This is a genomic window from Kutzneria buriramensis, from assembly GCF_003387475.1.
In the GTDB taxonomy this organism is placed as follows: domain Bacteria; phylum Actinomycetota; class Actinomycetes; order Mycobacteriales; family Pseudonocardiaceae; genus Kutzneria; species Kutzneria buriramensis.
Map to the genome: position 1 here is coordinate 25,548 of NZ_QUNO01000007.1, position 19,175 is coordinate 44,722.

The window sequence follows — 19,175 nt, forward strand, 5'->3', positions numbered from 1 at the left end:
TGCACGTATTTCGGTGACCGACGGTGTCCGGTGGTCGGCCACCGGCTCCGCACCGTTATGCTGCGCCGGGTGTCGCAGCCGTTCGGCGAACTGATTAGGCCAGGTGCTTCCGTGTCGAAACCGCCGAACCCTAAGGTGGGCGGGGCCACATTCTGGAAGCCGATGGGGTGTTGAACCTGTGACGAGGTGTCCCGGTCCGCGCGGCGTGCGCCCGGCCTGGTGGCGGCCGCGTGTCTGGCACAGACTTGCGATCATCGGACTGGCGTTCACGCTGCCCCTGGTGACCTCCACATATCTGTTGATGGTGAACAACGGCCAGCGCATCGAGTTCAGCCGGAACGAGCTGCGCGGCCTGGACTACCTGCGGCCGCTCCAGGCGCTGCTGGTCGACGTGACGGCGGACAAGACGCTCGACCGGCGCGCGGCCGCCGGGCAGTCCGAGCCGCTGCACGACGCCCAGTCCAAGGTCGACGCCGACTTCGCCGCGCTGCTGGAGGTCGACGCCCGGGTCGGCGACGACCTGCGCACGACCGGCGCGCAGCTCAACGCCAACGTGCTGCCGGCGACGCTGGCCAAGAACTGGCGGTCCTGGGAGGCCGGGCAGCACGATCCCGGCACCGACGCGGCGTTCCACTCGCTGATGGTCGCCAACCTGGGAACGCTCGTCTCCTACGTCGGCGTGACCTCGAACCTGGTGCTGGACCCGGAACTGAGCCCCTATCACATCGCGGACGCGCTGGCGGTGCGCGCGCCGGCGATCGTCGTGCACACGAGGGCGGTCGGGGACACCGTCGACGGGATGCTCGCCGACGGCCGCGTGATGCTGTCGGACCGGACCGATGTCGCCGCCACCGTGGCGACGCTGACGTCCGATGCGGACGGCTTGCAGTCCGACCTGTTCACCACGTTCCAGGACGGCGGCGGCTCGTCCGCGCGCGCCGTGCAGAACGCGCTCGGCCCGCTGCTGACGTCCACGTACCTCAACGTGGCCAACCTCGGCACGATGATCACCCGGAACTTCGTGCAGGCGGCCCAGATCCAGTTGGGACGGCCGACCCTCAACCAGGCCGTGGACAGCGCCGTCGCGTCCGTGTCCGCGCTGACGACGGCACTGTCCCAGCACGAGGCCGAGATGCTCCAGGCCCGCATCGACATGGACTCGATGAGCCGGGAGCTGGCCCTGGCGGCCGTGTTGGCGGTGCTGGCGGTCACCGTGCTGCTCACCGTCTGGCAGTCTCGCCGGATCACCACCGACGTCGGCACCGTGTCCCGCGTCGCGGCCTCGCTCGCCGACGGCGACCTGACCGGCCGGGCGCAGGTGCGCAGCCGGGACGAGGTCGGCGTGATGGCCACGGCCTTCAACGGCATGGCCGAGCGCCTCCAGCACATGGTCGAGGAGCAGCAGCGGGCGGAGCGGACGCTGCGGTCCGAGCGGGACTTCGTCGACGCCGTGCTGGAGATCGCCGGCAGCCTGGTGCTGGTGATGGACCGCGACGGCCGCATCGTGCGGTTCAACCGGGCCTGCGAGCTCACCACCGGCTACACCGCCGAGGAGGTCCTCGGGCGGCTGTGCTGGGAGCTGTTCCTGCTGCCCGAGGACCGGCCCTGCATCGAGGCGCACTTCGCCGACCTGACGCCGGCGAAGTTCCCCCAGACCTTCGAGTGCCCCTGGCTCACCCACGACGGCGGGCAGCTGCGGATCGCCTGGTCCAACACCGCGCTGGTGGACGACAGCGGCGCCGTCACGCACGTGATCGCGACCGGCATCGACGTGACGGCGCAGCGCACCGCCGAAGCCGCGCTGCGGGAGGCGAAGGAGCGGTTCCAGAAGGCGTTCGACCACGCGTCGATCGGCATGTGCCTGGTCGACATGGACGCCGGGTTCCTCCAGGTCAACCGGGCGCTGTGCGAGATGCTCGGCCGCAGCGAGCAGGAGCTGCTGACGCTGCGGGTCTGCGACGTCACCCACCCCGACGACCAGGCGGCCAGCATGGCGGTCGTGGCGGTGGCGAAGCAGCGCGACGCCGTGCCGCACCGGCTGGAGAAGCGCTACCTGCGGCCCGACGGCCGGGTGGTGTGGGCGCAGGTCACGGCCTGCACGATCCACGCCGAGGACGGCGAGGCCTCGTACCTGGTCACGCAGGTCGAGGACGTGACCGAGCGGCGCGAGGCCGAGGCCCGGCTGGTGCGGCAGGCCATGCACGACCCGCTCACCGGCCTGCCCAACCGGACGCTGCTGATGGACCGGCTGCGGCAGGTGCTGGCCCGCGCGGACCGGCATCCGGAGCTGACGGCCGTGCTGTTCATCGACCTGGACGGCTTCAAGGACGTCAACGACAGCCTCGGGCACGACGTCGGCGACGAGGTGCTGCGCGAGGTCGGCCGGCGGTTGCAGGGCAACATCCGCCCACTGGACACCGTCGCGCGGCTCGGCGGCGACGAGTTCGTGGTGCTGTGCCAGGACCTGGCCGGCGAGCAGAACGTCGTGGAGATCTCCGAGCGGCTGGCCGGCGTGCTCGCCGAGCCGGTGGCCGTGGGCACGTTCGAGGTGGTCGTCACGGCCAGCGTCGGCATCGCGCTGGCCAACGGCCGGGTGCCGGCGCCCGAGGACCTGCTGCGCGAGGCCGACGCCGCGATGTACGGGGCCAAGACGCGCGGCAAGAACCGCTGCGAGATCTTCGACGCCGGGCTGCAGGCACGGGCCGTGGACCGGATCGCGATCGCGTCGGCGCTGCGCCGGGGCCTGCGCGACGACCGGTTCGTGCTGCACTTCCAGCCCGTGGTCGACATCTGCACCGGCGACACCGTGGCCGTGGAGTCGTTGGTGCGCCTGGACGATCCCGATCGCGGGCTGCTCGCGCCCGGCACGTTCATCCAGGTCGCCGAGGACAGCGGGCTGATCGTGCCGATCGGGACGTCCGTGCTGGAGCAGGCCTGCCGCGAGCTGGTGGCGTGGCGGGCCAGCGGCGCGGCCGGGCCGGGCCTGCGCACCGCCGTCAACCTGTCGGCCCGCCAGGCGACCCGGCCGGACCTGGCCGAGACGATCGAGCACGCGCTGGCCCAGGCCGGGCTCGAACCGTCCGCGCTGACCCTGGAGCTCACCGAGACGGTGCTGATGGAGGCCGACGCCGCGACGCTGCGGCAGCTGGAGCGGATCCGGGAGCTCGGGGTGGGGCTGGGCATCGACGACTTCGGCACCGGCTACTCCTCGCTGACCTACCTCAAGCGGCTGCCGGTCAGCTTCGTCAAGATCGACCGGTCGTTCGTCGCCGGCCTGATCACCGACCCGTCCGACCGGGAGATCGTGACCGCGGTGATCCGGCTCGGCCAGGCGCTGGGCCTCACCACGATCGCCGAGGGCGTCGAGGAGCCCGCCCAGTTCGACGCGCTGCGGCAGCTCGGCTGCGACCAGGCGCAGGGATTCCTGCTGGGGCGGCCGAAGGCCGGGCCGCCCGGCGACATCGCCGCGGTGCGGGCGATGCGGACCGCGGCGCGCGTGTCGTGACCGTCTCGCGGCGCGCCGTGCTGCGGGCCGGGGCGCTGCTCGGCGTCGGCGCCTTAGCCGCCGGCTGCGCCGACGACCAGGACACGCGGTCGGTCAGCGCGGCGGCGCTCGGGCCCAGCAAGCACGGGGGAGTGCTGCGGGTGGGCATCACCGGCGGCAGCGCCGCCGACGGCCTCGACCCGCACCACCCGCCGACCTACACCGACCAGGCGCGGGTCTCCAACCTGTACGAGCCGCTGTTCGTGCACGACGTGGCGTACAACATCCTGCCGGTGCTGGCCGAGTCGATCGAGCCGTCGGATCACGGCCGCACCTGGACGCTCCGGCTGCGCGACGGCGTGGAGTTCCACAACGGCAAGCGGTTGGACGTCGACGACGTGATCTTCACGTTCCACCGCATCATCGGTACGTCGGCGAACAACGGGGCCGCGGCGCTGAGCATCATCGACCTCGCGGGCCTGCGCCGGCTGGACGCCCGGACCCTGCGCATCCCGCTCACCCAGCCGTACGCGCTGTTCCAGGACGAGCTCGCGCAGTACTACAACGCGGTGGTGCCGGTCGGTTTCGATCCGGCGAAACCCGTTGGCACCGGGCCGTTCCGGCTCGGCGCCTTCACGCCGGGGGACCGCAGCTCCTTCCCCCGGTTCACCGGCTACTGGCGCGGCGACCAGCCGTACGTCGACGAGCTGGTGATCATCGACTTCGCCGACGACGAGGCGCAGCTGGAGGCGTTGCTGCGCGGCGAGGTGGAGGCGATCGACAACCTCGCGCCGGAGCGCATCGCGACCGTGAAGGCGGCCGGCGGCAACGTGTTGGTGTCCGAGACCGGCAACTGGACGCCGTTCACGATGCGCGTCGACACCCCGCCGCTGGCTGATCCCCGGGTGCGGCAGGCGCTGCGGCTGGTCGTCGACCGCGAGCAGATGGTCAGCCAGGCCCTGAACGGCCAGGGCCGGATCGGCAACGACCTGTACGCGCCGTTCGACGTATGTTACGCGAAGCAACTTCCGCAGCGGCAACAGGATCTGGACCAGGCCCGGTCGCTGCTGCGCAGCGCCGGCCACCCCGGTCTCCAGCTCGAAATCGTCACCTCCGACGCGATCGACGCCGCCGCCGTGGCCGCCGCCCGGCTGTTCGCCGACCAGGCCGCCGGCGCCGGGATCGACGTGCGGGTGCGCGTGGTCGACAGCGGCGTCTTCTACGGCAACGACTATCTGAGTTGGGACTTCGCCCAGGACTACTGGTACACGCGGAGCTACCTGCCGCAGGTAGGCCAGGGTTCGCTGCCGAACGCGCCGTACAACGAATGCCATTGGAACGACCCGACATTCAACTCCCTGATCGCCAGCGCCCGCGCCGAACTCGATTCCGCGCGGCGCAACCGGCTGCTCCAGGACGCGCAGCAGCTGGAGTACGACCACGGCGGATATGTCGTGTGGGGCTTCAAGAACCAGGTCGACGCCTACACCAACAAGGTCACTGGCTTCATTCCCGACCGCGGCCTGCCGCTGTCGTCGTTCCAGTTCCGCACCGTCTCGTTCGTCTGAGCGGCCCAACCGACCCAGCGGCATGCCCAACTACAACAATGAAGGCTTCTCGATGGCCGGCGCCGCGGCACCATCACCTGCTGACTATCCCCTGCACACGAACTCGAGGCTGTACCCGTCCGGATCGAGCACGTTGGCGGCGTAGTACCCGGGCCCGTAGTACACGCGATCGCCCGGCGCCCCATCGTCCGTCCCGCCAGAGGCAATCGCCGCGGCGTACGCGGCGTCAACCAGCTCCCTGGACGCCGCCGCGAAGCCGATGCGAACGGTCCCGGCGACACCCGCCCCCTCGCGCAGCCAGAACAGGTAGCGGTTGCCGTCGCTGTAGCCCTTGAGGTCAGGGTGGCCTTCAGGCCCGGCCGCGCCGTCGAAGTCGACGGCGTGGCTGATGCCGAGCGGTGCGAGGGTCTTGTCGTAGAAGGCGAGCGAACGGTCCACATCGCTCGCGGCGAGGATGACGTGATCGAGCATGGCGACCTCTTCCAGGTGTCGGTTTCGGCTGTCCCGAGGGACGCTAGAGCCCGACCAGGTCAGATCCTGTCCTGGTTGCCACTCACGCTTTCTGGACCGGGCGTTCTTGAATCTGTTACGGTGGGGGCATGGCGCGGCATCGGGAGTTCGACGTGGGCCGGGCCTGCGAAGCCGCGATGGAACTGTTCTGGCGCAAGGGATACGAGGCGACCTCGGTCAACGACCTCGTCGCCCACCTCGGCATCGCCAAGGCGAGCCTGTACGCGACCTTCGGCACCAAGCACGATCTGTACACGACGGCGCTGGGCCGGTACGTGGAGCGGACGAACGACCAGATCGTGCGGGACCTGTCGGGCCCGGGCTCGGCGCTGGCGGCGGTGCAGCGGCTGGTCGACCGGTTCGCGGACGAGATCCTCGCCGACGAGCAGCGGCGCGGCTGCATGGTGGTCAACGCGGCGACGGAGCGGCTGCCGGGCGACCACTCGGCGGTGCGCCTGGTGGAACACAGCTGGGACGTCCTGGAGACGTCGCTGACGATGGCGTTGTCGCGGGCGCTGGCCGAGGGCGAGCTGCGCGCCGGTAGCGACCCGCGGGCGTTGGCCCGCATGCTGATGGCCCTGTTGCAGGGCATGCGGGTGTTCGGCAAGAGCGAGTACGCGGCGGATCGCGTGCGGGACGCGGCGCGGGAGGCACGCCGCGTGGTGCAGCCCGATTCTGGTACGAATGGTCTTGAAATGAGGGGCGATGGCTGAACGGTTCACGGGCAAGGTCGCGCTGGTCACCGGGGGCAGCTCCGGCATCGGCCGGACCATCGCGGTGGCCTTCGCCCGCGAGGGCGCGACCGTGGTCGTCTCCGGGCGCAACGCCGAGGCGCTGGCGCAGACGGTCAAGGAGTGCGAGGCGGCGGGCGGCACCGCCACGGCGGTGGTCGCCGACGTCAGCGACGCCGCCGAGGTGGCGAACCTGGTGGCCACCACCGTCGAGCGGCACGGCGGCCTGGACATCGCCGTCAACAATGCCGGCATCGCCGCCAAGCCGGCCCCGACCGCCGACATCGACGACGACGTGTTCGCGGCGGTGTTCGCCACCAATGTCACCGGCACGTTCCTGTGCATGAAGCACGAGATCGCGCACATGCGCGGCCACGGCGGCGGCGTGATCGTGAACATCTCGTCGAGCATCGGCCCGCACGGCCGGCGGCCCGGCATGGCCGCCTACGCAGCGTCGAAGGCCGCCGTGAGCGCGTTGACCAGGACCGCGGCCCGCGATCACATCGGCGACGGCATCCGGATCAACGCGGTGAGCCCCGGCGCGAGCGACACCGAGATGTCCCTACGCCCCGGTGAGACCGACTCCGACCGGGCCGCCCGGGTCGCGTCGACGGTCCCGCTGGGCCGCGTCGGCACCACCGCCGAGGTCGCGAATGCGGTGCTGTGGCTGGCCTCGCCGGAGTCGACCTTCGCGGTGGGGCACGACCTCGTGGTGGACGGCGGCGTGACCGCCTGACGACCTCGGCCGATCCGACGTGAAAACGGCGAGGACGTCGAATTCGACGAATTCGAGATACCGTCAAATGTGTTTCGGCATACGGCAGGTTGCGGACCGGAGAATCCCTTCCGACGGTTCTTGACGGTCGGCTCCCGGCAGCTGATCATTCCTGGCGGCCCGCGGCGAATGTGAGCATCGGCTCCATTCCCGTCGGCCTGCCTGGGACGGTCGGCACGGGAGACGGAATTTGAGATCGGGAACCTTGGGGCGGCGGGCCTTGCTGCGCCGATCGGCCCTAGTCGCGGCCGGCCTGGCCGTCGCGCCGGCGGTGGATGTTTCCGCCGCACAAGCGGACGAGTCGGTATTGGCGTTCGTCGACAATTACCGCACCAACATTTCGGCGAACCGGACGGTGCAGAGCAATGCCGCCGTCCGGGCGCTCGCCGGAATGCAGCGGCTGTGGCGGACGGGAACCACCTGGAACGACGGCCGGGTGTTGGATTCGACGGTGCTGCGGGCGAATATCCGTCACGTCGTCGCCGTCACCCGATCGCGGACGGTGGCGCAGGCGAAGCGGGCGTTCGTCTATGACCGCCAGCACCAGTCGTACGCGGCGATCGGTGGCCTGGGGCCGCTGGCCGATCTCTACCGCGCGGGTGCGAAGGCCGTCACGAACATCGTCACCGCACCGGACGGCACGCCGCCGACCACGATCGACGACGCGATCCCGACGGGCGCGCCGGCGGGATCGGCGCTCGGAGCCGGCGCGGAGGACTCGGAGCTGGGCCTGGTGGCGCAGCTGGTCGACACGCTGCGCGGGCCGTACGCGTCGGGGAACCCGAGCAAGTACGCCTACCAGTACCCGCGGCCGTGGCGGCTCAACGCGGACAGCCGGGTCGTCGACACCGGACACCTCGACGCCTTCGGATTCCCCGTGTACCAGTCCGATGTGGTTGTGGCGCCGCAGTTGCTGCGGCAGCGGAACACCAGTCCGGTGGACGATGCGGGCTACCCGAGCGGCCACACCAACGCATTCCATCTGGCGTGCCTGGCGTTGGCGTACGCGATCCCGGAGCGGTTCCAGGAGCTGGTGGCGCGGGCCTACGACCTGGCCGACACCCGCATCGTCGCCGGCATGCACTCGCCGCTGGACGTGATCGGTGGTCGGATCCTCGGCACCGCGCTCGCGGCCGCGACCCTCGCCGACCCGGCCAACGCCGAGCTCAAGGCGGCCGCGCGCGATCAGGCGCTGCGGTACTTCACCTCGAAGACCGGCACCACCCCGGACACCCTGTACGCAAAGGCGCACACCGGCCCGGACGAGTACGCGAATCGCCGGGCGAACGCGGCGATGGTGGCCTCGCACGCCACCTACAACCTGCCGTGCGAGGGCACGAAAGCACCGATGACCGTGCCCAAGGGCGCGGAGGTGCTGCTGGAGACCCGGCTGCCCTACCTCGACGCCGGGCAGCGGCGGGAAGTGTTGCGCACGACGGCCTTCCCGGCGGCGAACGCGTTGCTGACCGGCCCCGAGCAGTGGGGGCGGTTGAATCTCTTCGCGGCGGCCGACGGCTACGGCGCGTTCGACGCGGACGTCCACGTCTCGATGGACGCGGCACGAAATGGCTTCTGTGCCGACGACAACTGGCGCAACGACATCGCCGGCGCCGGCGGCCTGACCAAGGCCGGCGCCGGAACCCTGACCCTCAGCGGAGACAACCGGTACTGCGGCGGAACTCGGCTCCAGGCCGGGACCTTGGTCGCCGCCTCGCCGAGCGCGCTGGGCACCGGGCCGGTGGAAGTCACCGGCGGCACCGTGAAACTCAACTGCGGCCTGCACGTGCAGAGCTACCGGCAGGTCGGGGGAGTGCTCACCCTCCGCCTCGGCGACACCCTCTCCGCCGCCGGTGGCTCCATGGTGATCTCGGGCGGCGTCCTGGAGATTCTCGTCGACGAAGCGTGCCCGCGAGGGCAGATCCGAGTGCTCACCGCGCGGAACCTGCACGGCCGGTTCGCCGCGATCAAGGTCACCGCCCCGGGGCTGCGCGCGGTCCCCACCTACACCCCGACCAGCCTGTCCGTCCGAATCCTGTGGGAGCACTCGTGAAACGCCTTGTCGCCCTGGTCGCCGCCGCGACGTTGCTGTCCCCGGCGGCCGTGCACGCCGACACCACCGACGGCGGCACGTTCTCCGTCCTGAGCTACAACGTCGCCGGCCTGCCCGAGGGGATCTCCAGCGCGCCGACGCCCCGCCAGTCGGCAACCACCGCGATCGGGCAGCGGCTCGGCCCGTACGACCTCGTGCACGTCGAGGAGGACTTCAACTACCACGCCGCCCTCTACGCCGCTGACAACCACCCGTACCGCACGCCCACCAGTGGTGGCGCGGGAGTCGGCAGCGGCCTGAACTCCCTGTCGTCGCTGCCGTACGACCAGGACGACTTCGAGCGCGTGCACTGGAACTCGTGCCAGCTCGACTCCGGGGACTGCCTGACGCCCAAGGGTTTCACCTTCATGCGGATGCGCCTCGCCGAGGGCGTCTACGTCGATGTCTACAACCTGCACACGAATGCCGGCGACAACAGCGGCGACGAGGCCTCCCGGGCGTCGAACCTGGCTCAGCTGAGCGACTTCGTCCAGACGCATTCCGCCGGCAACGCCGTGATCGTCATGGGCGACACCAACACCCGCTACACCCGCAGCGCCGACACCATCGCCAACTTCGCCGCCACCAACGGACTCACCGACGCCTGGGTGCAACTCGTGCGCGGCGGCAGCGCTCCCGCGCCGGGCAGCCCGGCGCTGCTGTGCGACGAGCAGAACATCACCAACGACTGCGAGGTCGTGGACAAGGTCCTCTACCGCAGCAGCAAGCTCGTCAACCTCAACGCCTCGTACTACAACAACGAGCACGCGAAGTTCCTCGACGACGCCGGCAAGATGCTTTCCGACCATGACCCGATCACCGTGAAGTTCAGCTGGAGCCGCAATCCCGCGCTCCAGCTGTCCGAGCAGTTCGGCGGCCCGCACGGCGACTACTTCACCGACGTCAACGCCATGCCGGCCGCTGTCCAGACGCTGACCATGCGCAGCGGCTCCCGCGTCGACCAGGTCGGTGTCAGGCTGACCAACGGCACCACGCTGACGCACGGCGGCAGCGGCGGCACGCAGTCGTCACTCACGTTGGGCAGCAACGAATACCTCACCTCGGTGACCCTGTGCGAAGGCAGCTACCAGGGCCACACGCGGATCTTCTCGGCGCAGTTCGTCACCAACCTCGGGCACGCGCTCGCCGGCGGTTCCACCACCTCGGACTGCGTCACCCGAACCGCGCCCACCGGCTGGCAGATCGCCGGTTTCCACGGCCGGTCCGGCGACGAGCTCGACAAGGTCGGCGTCATCTACACCGCACGCTGAACGGTGAGCAGCTGGGTGACCGGTCGCGCGCCGATGCCGTGCACCAGCACACTGCCGAGCACGCAGACCACCGTGATCACCAGGATGGTGTCGGCGGTCGACCCCTCCGGCAGCCGGTTGAACGCCAGCAGCCCGAACACGATCGAGGTAGTGCCGCGGGGCCCCAGCGCCCCGACGAGCAGCCGCTCACGCCCGGAGAACTTCGAGCCGATCAACGACAGGAGGACCGGTCCCACCCGGACCACGGTGAGGGCCAGCGCGCAGAACACGACCACCTGCCACGGGATCCCGATCAGGACGGTGAGCACGGCGGCGATGCCGACCATGAACCACATGATCATGGTCAGCACGGTGGTGATGTCCTCGAGCAGGTGGAAGTCCTGGCTCAGCGCGTGGGTCGCACCGGCCGGCGCGGTGCGAAGCCGGCGCGCCTTGACCAGCCGGTGCACGTACCGGAAGGCGACGCCGCAGATGAACGAGGCGACGAACCCGTTGCCGTCGATGCCGACGGTGACGGTGTAGGTCAGCAGCGGGGCGAGCAGCACGGTGATGCGGCCGGACTGGTCGGTCATCCAGCCGGCTCGCTCCGCCGCGTTGATCAGCAGCGCCAGCACGGTGCCGAGCACGACGCCGACGACGAGGGCCTTGAGCGCGAACGGCACGGCCGTGCCCAGGGCGTCCAGCGGCGTGCGCTGCTGGTCGTGATCGCCGGCGAGGATCAGCGCGAACAGGAACAGCGGCGACACGATGCCGTCGTTGTAGCCGCTCTCCACGTTCAGGGCGCTGCGCACGCGGGTCGGCAGCCCGCGGTCGCGGACGAGGCGCTCGGCCGGGGCGAAGTCGGTCGGCACCACGACCCCGGCGATCAGCAGCAGCACCGGCCACGGCAGGCCGGGGAACAGCAGCCAGCCGAACGCCATCGCCAGCAGCAGGCTCAGCGGCAGGGCGATCAGCAGCACCCGGGCGACCGGGCCGGCGGAGCCGCCGAACAGGCGGCCGCCGCGGACCTCGGTGGCGTCGGTGAACAGCAGCACCGCGAGGATGATCTCCGCGGCCTGCTGCACCGCCTGCGTGTTCAGCACGGCCGACAGCGAGTCCTCGTTGAGCAGGCCGACGGCGACGCCGGCCAGCACCATCACCACCGGCGCGCCGAGGTTCCACCGGTCCAGCCGGGCGGCCGCGAGCGACCGGACCATCAGCGCGACGGCGATCGCGAGGAAGAGGGAGTTCATTCGACCGATGCTCGTTTTCGTCGTCGGGCCGGGGCGGCTCGGATCATAATCGACCGGGTCCACATCGGACCTTGCCAGCCGGCCCTTTCGACGAATTCGAGTCACGTCCGCGCTGTGGCCTTCGGCACCCCGTAGCGGCGCTGGAGATACCACTCGGCGGCGACCACCGGGAGCACGATGCCGACCCAGACGCTGCCGCTGGCGATGTCGTGCGAGATCGCGAGGCCGTCGCCCCGGTAGATCGGCCCGGTGGCCTGCGACACGACGAGCATCGCGACCACCGGCGTCACGAGCCGGCTGAACAGCGAGGCGAACGTCAGCGCGTAGTTGCGGATCATCCACCGGCGGTGGTCGGCGAACCGGCGCTGCCGGGCGGCCCGGTAGCCGGCCACGGCGGTGATGATCCACGCCACGTCGATCGCCACCAGCCCGGCCTGGTTGGACACGCCGAACGCCGCCAGCGCGGCCATCGGGATCGCCAGCACCGAGGACGGGAACACGCCGAGGAAGAAGTAGGCGCGGCCGGTCCAGCGGTGCACCCGCGGGTGGTTGTTGCGCAGCCAGGGCCAGAACTGGGCCAGGCCCGTGACCGTGGCCACCGTGGCGGTGAAGATGTGGCCCACCAGCACCACGTATTCCCAGACCTGGTCGAAGTGCACCCGGCTGGTGCTCATCTCCGGCGGCACGTAGACCCGCACCATGTAGATCAGGATCGCGATGGTCAGCACCGCGAACGAGATGAGCGGCCAGCGGCGCCGGCGTCGGCCGCCGGCGGCGGTGGTGGTCGGTTCCGGTCGTGTGATCACGGACATCTGCGTGGCCCCCTTGGCTGTGTGCGCCTAGATCCTGCTGCGGCGCGGCCGGTGGGGGCACTGGTTCTGGGGGCCTTCGTCGGGGTGGTGCTAGACCCACTACCCGACGGGGTGGAACGGCGCGTCGGCGGCCGGGCGGTGCCAGACGGGATCGGCGCAGTCGAGGCCCTGCGCGGCGAGCGTGCGCTTCAGGACCTTGTACGTCGCGGTGCGCGGCAACTCCGCGGTGATCCGCACGTACCGCGGCGCCTGCTTGGGGCCGAGGTCGGGCTGCGCGGCGAGGAACGTCGCGAAGTCGTCGGGATCGAGCGTGGTGCCGGGGCGGGACACCACCGCCGCCATCACCTGGTCGCCGACGGTCGGATCGGGAATCCCGTACACGGCGACGTGCGCGATGTCCGGATGCCGGGCGATGATCCGCTCGATCGGCGCGGTGCCGAGGTTCTCGCCGTCGACCCGCAGCCAGTCGCCGGTGCGCCCGGCGAAGTAGCAGTAGCCGTCCTGGTCGACGTAGCCGAGATCCCCGCTGTGGTACCAGCCGTTGCGCAGCCGGGCGGCGTTCGCCTCGGGATCGCCGTAGTAGCCGGCGAACCAGCCCGCGCCGGAGGTGTTCACCAACTCGCCGACGGCCTGCTCGCCGTTGCGCAACCGGCCGTTGGCGTCGAATTCGGCCGGCGGGCAAGGTTTTCCGGTGTCCGGGTCGAGGACCACGGTGCCGTCGGTGAGCTTGCCGAGCGCGGCCGGCGGCGTGTCCGGCGTCCGGACGATCGCCACGCCGCCCTCGGTCGAGCCGAAGCCGTCGAGCACCCGGCAGCCGAACCGCGCGGCGAACCGGGGGATGTCCTTCTCGGCGGCCTCGTTGCCGTAGACGATGCGCAGCGGATTGTCGGCGTCGTCCGGACGTTCCGGCGTGGCCAGGACGTAGGACAGCGGGCGGCCGACGTAGTTGGCGTAGGTGGCGCCGAAGGCGCGGACGTCGGGCAGGAAGCCGGAGGCGGAGAACCGGCGGCGGAACGCGAGCGTCGCCCCGGCCGCGAGTCCGACCGACCAGCCGGCCATGATCGCGTTGGAGTGGAACATCGGCATCGACAGGTAGACGGTGTCCGATGTGGACAGAGCGAAGCGGTCTGCCAGCATGCGGCCGGGGAACGCGATCTTGCCGTGGGTGCACCGGACCGCCTTGGGATCGCCGCTGGTGCCGGACGTGAAGATCAGCATCAGCAGGTCGTCCGGGGTGGCGGGCGCCGGCGCCGGCGGCGCGTCCGCGGCTGTCATCTCCCGCCAGGCGGGGGAGTTCACGTCGATGATCCGGTCGGCGTCGACGCCGAGATCCAGGCCGGCCAACAGGTCCGCGTGCCGGGACTCGGTGAGGACGAGCTGGCAGTCGGCCAGCCGGACGTCGCGGGCCAGGGCCGGGCCGCGCCGGGTGGTGTTCAGGCCGACCAGGACCGCGCCGGCCAGCGCCGCGCCGCCGAGCGCGAAGGAGAACTCCGGCAGGTTGTCGGCCAGAATGCCGATGTGGAAGGGAAGTTCGGGCCGGCGCAACGCGCGGAAGGCCGCCGCGTAGGCGGCCGAGGTGCGGATGTGGTCGGCCCAGGACCACGAGGAATCCTCGAACCGCAGGCCCGGGTGGGCGTCGTCCGCTCGTGCCAGTAGCAGGTCGGTGACGGTGGGCGTGTCAGGGCCTGCCATGACCGGGACAGTACACACCGTTCACTCCGGTGGCAGCCCCCAGACGGTGATCACTCGCCTTGGTCACCGGCCAGCGCCGCGAGCTCGTCCTCCGTCCAGGCCAGCCGGCCGGCCGCCAGATCCGCCAGCGCCCCGCGTACCCAGGTCAGCTCGGCGGTGGTGATCGCCAGCAGGTAGTCCGAGTCCATGGTCAGAATCCGCGGCAACCCGTCGGTCTTCTTGTGGGCGGCCACCGCGGCCTCCAGCGCCGCGGCGCGGCGGGTCAGGGCGTCGGCGATGGCGTCCGGGGCCAGCATGGTCAGCAGCGACAGCGCGGCCGGGAACTCCGGGTACTCCTGTTTGGGCGTGGCCAGCATGGCGTCCAGCCACTCGTGGGCGGTCGCGCTGCCGGCCTCGGTCACCTCGTAGACCGTCCGCTCGGGGTACTGGGCGTCCCGGCCGGTCTCGCGGACGGCGATCAGGCCCGCGGCCAGCAGTCGCTCCATGGTCCGGTACAGGCCGGCCCGCTGGTCCACGTTGACGACCTGGTCCTTGCCCCACTCCTTGAGCAGCCGCTGCACGCCGTATGGATGCAGCGGCCGGTAGTGCAGCAGGGACAGCACGGTGAGGGCCAGCGGCGAGCTCTTGGTCATGCCGTCATGCTACCCACAATCGAACTAGTTGACATCAACTAGTCGCAGTGCAACTATTGGTCGCGAGCAACCACCAGCGGAGGGGGAGTTTCGATGTTCACCACGGGATCAGTGACTTCGGCCGACGGCACCACGATCGGCTACCGGCAGGTCGGCGCCGGCCCCGGCGTCGTGCTGCTGCACGGCTCCAACCAGCACGCGGGCAGCCACCTGAGCCTGGCGCAGGCGCTGGCCGACCAGTTCACCGTCTACCTGCCGGACCGGCGGGGCCGGGGCGCGAGCGGGCCCTACCCGGCCGACTACGGCGTGCGGCACGAGGTCGAGGACCTCGCCGCGATCCTCGCGCACACCGGGGCCCGCAACGTGTTCGGCGTCAGCGCCAGCGGCGTCGCCGTGCTGGAGGCCGCGCGCACGCTGCCCGGCGCCATCGACAAGGTCGTCGCCTACGAGCCGGCGTTGCTGATGGACGGCACGAAGCACACCGCCTGGCTGGCCCGGTTCGACGACGAGATGGCCCGCGGCAAGGTGGCCGCCGCGCTGATCACCAGCATGTTCGGGCTCGACCTGGCGCCGGCCGCCATGCGGATCATGCCGCGGTTCCTGCTCGAGGCCGTCACCGAGAAGTTCATGAAGGCCGAGGAGCGCGACGCCGCACCCGACGCTGTGACCATGCGCCGGCTGGCACCGACGCTGCACTACGAGGGCGTGCTGCTGGCCGAGATGGAGGGCACGGTCGACCAGTTCGCCGCGGTGAAGGCGCAGGTCCTGCTGCTGCGCGCGGGCAAGGGCCTCCAGTTCCTGCACCCGGCGATCGACCGACTCGCCGCCGTCGTGCCGAATGCGACAGTCGTCGACCTGCCCGGGCTCGACCACGGCAGTGCCGCCGACGTCAGCAAGGCCAACGCCGGCGGCCGGCCGGATGTCGTCGCCGCGCAGCTGCGGGCGTTCTTCTCCTGACGTCAGCCCGCCGCGGCCAGGCTGAGGGCGAGCGTGCCGGTCGAGGTGTAGTCGTCCGCGGGCTCGTTCGTCGCCCACGTGAGGATGTTGTCCAGGTACCGGACCGCGGTGGAGTCGTAGGTCTTGTACGAGGGGTCGCTGCACGCCCGGTAGCCGTCGGGCAGCGGGTCGATGGTGTCGAACTGGTGGGCGTCGGTCGGGCCGCTCGCCACGCCGCCGACCGCGATCTTGCCGCTGCCGGTGAGGCTGCCGGACAGGTTGGCCACCTGGTTGTGCACGCACTTCGGGAAGTTGCCGGAACCGATCAGCATCGAGATGCCCCACGCGTTGGATCCGAGGACGTAGTCGCGCTGCTGGGTGGCGAAGGCGTCGTAGTCGTGCTTGCCGGTCAGCCGGCCGTACAGCAGCGCGGTGGTCATCAGGCCGAAGGTGTGGGTGGCCCCGTCGCCGTCCTGCATCGGCCAGCCGGTGCGGAACGGGCTCTTGGCCGCCTGCGCGACCGCTGCCGACAGCTGACGGGCCAGGTCACCGGTCAGCTGGGACTCGGTGACGGCCAGCTTGGGGGCGCCTGCGCGACGCAGCAGCGTGACGAGGTCGGCGTGGGCGAGCGCGCTGGTGTCGTACAGGTTGAGGGAGTCGTGGTTGCTGCTGGCGATGTACGCCTTGGCGTACTTGCCGGCGTCGGTCGCCCAGCCGGTGGCGCGGTTGTCGCCGAGCGCGGTGGCGGCCAGGGAGAGCTCGGCGGCGCCGAGCTCCAGGTCGTCCAGGTAGGAAGACTCCGGGTAGTACTCGTGGGGGAAGACCGAGACGATGCTGCCGCCGGCGGTGTTGGCCAGCGCGTAGATCGTCGCCGCCGTGGACAGGTACTGAGCGGCCTTCGCCTTGTCGGTGGCGGCCAGGTTCTGGGCCGCCAGCGCGAACGACGCCGCCATGCGGCCGGCCAGGTTGGGGCTGATCTTCTCGCCGGGCTTGTTGGCCGCGAACACCGGCCGGTACTTGATGTAGTAGTTCTTGTCGCCGACCGGCGCGGTCAGGGCGTCGTCGGCCTCCGGCAGCCGCCACACCTCGTGGTCGCCGACGAAGTTGTCCTTGGGATTGCCGATGCCGATGCCGACCTGCGCGTACAGGACGCCGTTGCGGGCGTCCCACATCTTGTTCAGGTAGTCCAGGCCGTACTGCGCCTCCGCCGCCAGTGCCGCGTTCGGGTGAGCCCGTTGCGACAGCAGGAGATTCGTCACCGAGTACGAGGCCGTCGCGGTGAACTTGAGGAAGTCGCCGGCGTCGAACCAGCCACCCGAGGCGTCGATCGTCGTGCCGGTCTTGGTCATCTTGCTGGTGATCGTCTCGCCGTCGAACGTCGGCGTCTGGTAGACGGCGGCCGTCTTGTCGGTGAGGTGGCTCGGCTTGCGGTTCATGACGCCCGGGATGACGTCCGCGCCGTCCCGCTGCATCTGGAAGAACGTCACCGTGTCGTCGGCCAGCGGGGCGAACAGGGTGCTGGCGCTGTCCACCCGGAAGGCCGGGGAGACGGTGCCGCCGACCTTGATCTGGTACGTGCCGGCGGTCTTCAGCGCGGAGACGTCGATCGGGTAGACCGCCGAGTACGCGGTGCTCCACTTGCCGGTGCTGGCGCCGACCTTGCCGGTCAGCACCGACTTGCCCGCGGCGTCGGTGACCGTGAAGGTCGCGCCGGCGTTCGAGGTGGTGCCCATCAGGTAGGCGGCCTTGGTCTCGCCGGTCGCGTAGCCGACCTCGTCCACCCGGATCTGAGCGGTGGTCGCCGCCGCCGCGGGCACGGCGGCGCTCACCGACGCGACCGCGGCCATCGCCGCGATCGCTGCTGTCGCAACTCGCATGGGTTCCTCCGGTGCAGGGGCCGGCGGCAGGCCACAGTTAGGAAAGTTTCCTAATTATTGTGGAGGACGTTACTTGCTGCCAAGGGGCCGGTCAACGCGCCCGTCGGCGATGCTGTCGAGCAGCCGTTCGGCCAGCGCCAGGATGCCGTCCCGGAGTTCGGGTGGTTCCTCGACGACGAACGGCGAGTCGAGGCCGACGAGCACGCGGGGCACCCAGTCCAGGCGCTCGGCCCGCAGGCGCAGCCGAACCCAGCCCGGCTCCCCGTCGATGGGTTGGACCGACGCGATGCCGGCCGGCAGCCTTGAGCGGACGGCGTCGGCGTCTCCCCGTACCCGTACGGAGACCGAGTGCTGCCAAGGGGTTCGGGCGAGACCGTCGAGCACCCGGGCCGCCGGGTCGAAGTCGGCCGGCACCTCGAACGTGCCGTCGCCGACAGCGGTGTGAGCGATGCGGTCCAGCCGAAACGTGCGGATGTCTCCGCTGGCGGAGTCGGCGCCGGTCACGTACCAGCGGCCGGAATGAGCGACCACGCCGTACGGGTGCAGGGTCCGGTCGGTGCGGCGGCCGTCGCGGCCGGTGTAGGCGATCGTCACGGGCCGGCGGTTGCGGGCGGCCTCGGCGAGCCGCAGCAGGATCGCGGTGGCCGGGGTGATCACCGGACGTGCCGGCGCGGTGAAGTCGGTGATCTGCAACAGCGCATCGAGGCGGGCCGCCAGCTGCTTCGGCAGCACTCGTCGCAGCTTGGCCACCGCTCCCTCGACCGCCGCCTCCGAGCTGGTCACCAGCCCGGCGCGGCGGCCGGCCACCAGCCCGAGCACGATCGCCAGCGCCTCGTCGTCGGTGAGCATCAGCGGCGGCATCCGGTAGCCGGCGGCGAGGCGGTAGCCGCCGTAGCGGCCGCGCACCGAGTCGATCGGGATGTCCAGGTCGATCAGGTGCGAGAGGTAGCGGCGGACCGTGCGCTCGTCCACGTCCAGCCGGTCGGCCAGCGTGGCCGTGGTGTGCGTGCCGCCGCCCTGCAGGATCTCCAGCAGGGCGAGGACGCGGGCGGTAGGGCGGGCCACATCGACATCGTGTCATATACCGGGCGGAATCTGCCCGGTATTGGTTCTAGCGTCGTGGGCATGAGGATTTCTTCGCTGCGCATGATCACCGACGACGTCGCCCGGCTCGTCGACTTCTACGAGCACGTCACCGGCCTGACCGCCGCCTGGGCCACGCCCGACTTCGCCGAGATCGCCACCCCGGCGTTCACCCTGGCCATCGGCGGCACCCGCACCGTCGCCCTGTTCGGGCCCGGCGCCGCCCGACCTGCCGACAACCACAGCCTCATCGTCGAGTTCCTCGTCGACGACGTCGACGCCGAGTACAAGCGGCTGGTCGACAGGTCGGTCGACGTCGTCGCCGAGCCCACCGACATGCCCTGGGGCAACCGGTCCCTGCTCGTACGCGATCCCGACGGCACGCTCGTGAACCTCTTCACCCCCGTCACCGAGCAGGCGATCGCCAAGTGGTCGGCCTGAGCGAACCCGGCGCTGCTGTGGGCAGAACGGCCGTCGAGGTGC

The 19,175-nt window shown here is 70.8% G+C and carries 15 protein-coding genes; 8 read left to right on the top strand and 7 right to left on the bottom strand.

All coding sequences use genetic code 11. The features are described 5' to 3' along the window. Nucleotides 1-280 precede the first annotated feature (280 nt). Nucleotides 281-3,505 carry an EAL domain-containing protein gene (locus BCF44_RS21045; protein WP_147328566.1) on the top strand — a complete coding sequence of 1,075 codons (3,225 nt, stop codon included), beginning with the start codon at nt 281-283 and terminating at the stop codon, nt 3,503-3,505. Beyond that, on the top strand, nt 3,502-5,052 hold the full coding sequence (locus BCF44_RS21050; protein WP_246015354.1) for an ABC transporter substrate-binding protein: 1,551 nt from the start codon (nt 3,502-3,504) through the stop codon (nt 5,050-5,052). The genes BCF44_RS21045 and BCF44_RS21050 overlap by 4 nt, the downstream gene beginning before the upstream one ends. A gap of 84 nt (nt 5,053-5,136) precedes the next feature. On the opposite strand, the gene BCF44_RS21055 is transcribed toward BCF44_RS21050, so the two are convergent. After that, nucleotides 5,137-5,523, bottom strand: a complete 387-nt coding sequence (locus tag BCF44_RS21055) for a VOC family protein (RefSeq protein WP_116176075.1) — start codon at nt 5,521-5,523, stop codon at nt 5,137-5,139. Between the two features lie 128 nt (nt 5,524-5,651). On the opposite strand from BCF44_RS21055, the gene BCF44_RS21060 reads away from it, so the two are divergent. The 4 genes from BCF44_RS21060 to BCF44_RS21075 all read left to right on the top strand — a co-directional run bounded on the left by BCF44_RS21060 (nt 5,652) and on the right by BCF44_RS21075 (nt 10,428). Then, on the top strand, nt 5,652-6,275 hold the full coding sequence (locus BCF44_RS21060; RefSeq protein WP_116176076.1) for a TetR/AcrR family transcriptional regulator: 624 nt from the start codon (nt 5,652-5,654) through the stop codon (nt 6,273-6,275). Continuing rightward, nucleotides 6,268-7,029 (top strand): SDR family NAD(P)-dependent oxidoreductase, encoded by a 762-nt coding sequence (locus tag BCF44_RS21065; RefSeq protein ID WP_116176077.1) that lies wholly within the window; start codon nt 6,268-6,270, stop codon nt 7,027-7,029. The genes BCF44_RS21060 and BCF44_RS21065 overlap by 8 nt, the downstream gene beginning before the upstream one ends. Before the next feature lie 229 nt (nt 7,030-7,258). Continuing rightward, the gene (locus tag BCF44_RS21070; protein WP_246015357.1) at nt 7,259-9,118 is read left to right on the top strand and encodes a phosphatase PAP2 family protein; all 1,860 of its coding nucleotides are present in this window, start codon (nt 7,259-7,261) and stop codon (nt 9,116-9,118) included. Next, nucleotides 9,115-10,428 carry a jacalin-like lectin gene (locus BCF44_RS21075; RefSeq protein ID WP_170217658.1) on the top strand — a complete coding sequence of 438 codons (1,314 nt, stop codon included), beginning with the start codon at nt 9,115-9,117 and terminating at the stop codon, nt 10,426-10,428. Before BCF44_RS21070 ends, BCF44_RS21075 begins: the two co-directional genes overlap by 4 nt. Here the strand turns inward: BCF44_RS21075 and BCF44_RS21080 are convergent. The 4 genes from BCF44_RS21080 to BCF44_RS21095 form a co-directional block, all read right to left on the bottom strand. Continuing rightward, complete coding sequence (locus tag BCF44_RS21080) at nt 10,413-11,660, bottom strand: cation:proton antiporter domain-containing protein (protein WP_116176080.1); 1,248 nt, start codon at nt 11,658-11,660, stop codon at nt 10,413-10,415. The genes BCF44_RS21075 and BCF44_RS21080 overlap by 16 nt on opposite strands. A gap of 101 nt (nt 11,661-11,761) precedes the next feature. Then, complete coding sequence (locus tag BCF44_RS21085) at nt 11,762-12,472, bottom strand: DUF2306 domain-containing protein (RefSeq protein ID WP_116176081.1); 711 nt, start codon at nt 12,470-12,472, stop codon at nt 11,762-11,764. Nucleotides 12,473-12,571: 99 nt separating this feature from the next. Continuing rightward, complete coding sequence (locus BCF44_RS21090; RefSeq protein WP_116176082.1) at nt 12,572-14,164, bottom strand: long-chain-fatty-acid--CoA ligase; 1,593 nt, start codon at nt 14,162-14,164, stop codon at nt 12,572-12,574. 50 nt (nt 14,165-14,214) lie between these two features. Then, nucleotides 14,215-14,796: a PadR family transcriptional regulator gene (locus BCF44_RS21095; protein WP_116176083.1), complete on the bottom strand. Its 582-nt coding sequence runs from the start codon at nt 14,794-14,796 to the stop codon at nt 14,215-14,217. Between the two features lie 93 nt (nt 14,797-14,889). On the opposite strand from BCF44_RS21095, the gene BCF44_RS21100 reads away from it, so the two are divergent. After that, nucleotides 14,890-15,753 (top strand): alpha/beta fold hydrolase, encoded by an 864-nt coding sequence (locus BCF44_RS21100; RefSeq protein WP_116176084.1) that lies wholly within the window; start codon nt 14,890-14,892, stop codon nt 15,751-15,753. Nucleotides 15,754-15,755: 2 nt separating this feature from the next. Here the strand turns inward: BCF44_RS21100 and BCF44_RS21105 are convergent, their stop codons facing one another. After that, nucleotides 15,756-17,609 carry a glycoside hydrolase family 9 protein gene (locus BCF44_RS21105; protein WP_116176085.1) on the bottom strand — a complete coding sequence of 618 codons (1,854 nt, stop codon included), beginning with the start codon at nt 17,607-17,609 and terminating at the stop codon, nt 15,756-15,758. A gap of 69 nt (nt 17,610-17,678) precedes the next feature. Further along, entirely contained in the window at nt 17,679-18,674 is a 996-nt protein-coding gene (locus tag BCF44_RS21110; RefSeq protein ID WP_116176086.1) for a helix-turn-helix transcriptional regulator, read from the bottom strand. A gap of 60 nt (nt 18,675-18,734) precedes the next feature. Here BCF44_RS21110 and BCF44_RS21115 point away from each other — a divergent pair, with 60 nt between their 5' ends. Further along, nucleotides 18,735-19,133, top strand: coding sequence for a VOC family protein (locus BCF44_RS21115; RefSeq protein WP_116176087.1), 399 nt, complete (start codon nt 18,735-18,737; stop codon nt 19,131-19,133). Nucleotides 19,134-19,175 lie beyond the last annotated feature (42 nt).

Bases quoted from the DNA above. Each gene is read 5' to 3' on its own strand.
- BCF44_RS21055 (WP_116176075.1), bottom strand. From the start codon at position 5,523: ATGCTCGATCACGTCATCCTCGCCGCGAGCGATGTGGACCGTTCGCTC.
- BCF44_RS21060 (WP_116176076.1), top strand. From the start codon at position 5,652: ATGGCGCGGCATCGGGAGTTCGACGTGGGCCGGGCCTGCGAAGCCGCG.
- BCF44_RS21065 (WP_116176077.1), top strand. From the start codon at position 6,268: ATGGCTGAACGGTTCACGGGCAAGGTCGCGCTGGTCACCGGGGGCAGC.
- BCF44_RS21080 (WP_116176080.1), bottom strand. From the start codon at position 11,660: ATGAACTCCCTCTTCCTCGCGATCGCCGTCGCGCTGATGGTCCGGTCG.
- BCF44_RS21085 (WP_116176081.1), bottom strand. From the start codon at position 12,472: ATGTCCGTGATCACACGACCGGAACCGACCACCACCGCCGCCGGCGGC.
- BCF44_RS21090 (WP_116176082.1), bottom strand. From the start codon at position 14,164: ATGGCAGGCCCTGACACGCCCACCGTCACCGACCTGCTACTGGCACGA.
- BCF44_RS21095 (WP_116176083.1), bottom strand. From the start codon at position 14,796: ATGACCAAGAGCTCGCCGCTGGCCCTCACCGTGCTGTCCCTGCTGCAC.
- BCF44_RS21100 (WP_116176084.1), top strand. From the start codon at position 14,890: ATGTTCACCACGGGATCAGTGACTTCGGCCGACGGCACCACGATCGGC.
- BCF44_RS21105 (WP_116176085.1), bottom strand. From the start codon at position 17,609: ATGCGAGTTGCGACAGCAGCGATCGCGGCGATGGCCGCGGTCGCGTCG.
- BCF44_RS21115 (WP_116176087.1), top strand. From the start codon at position 18,735: ATGAGGATTTCTTCGCTGCGCATGATCACCGACGACGTCGCCCGGCTC.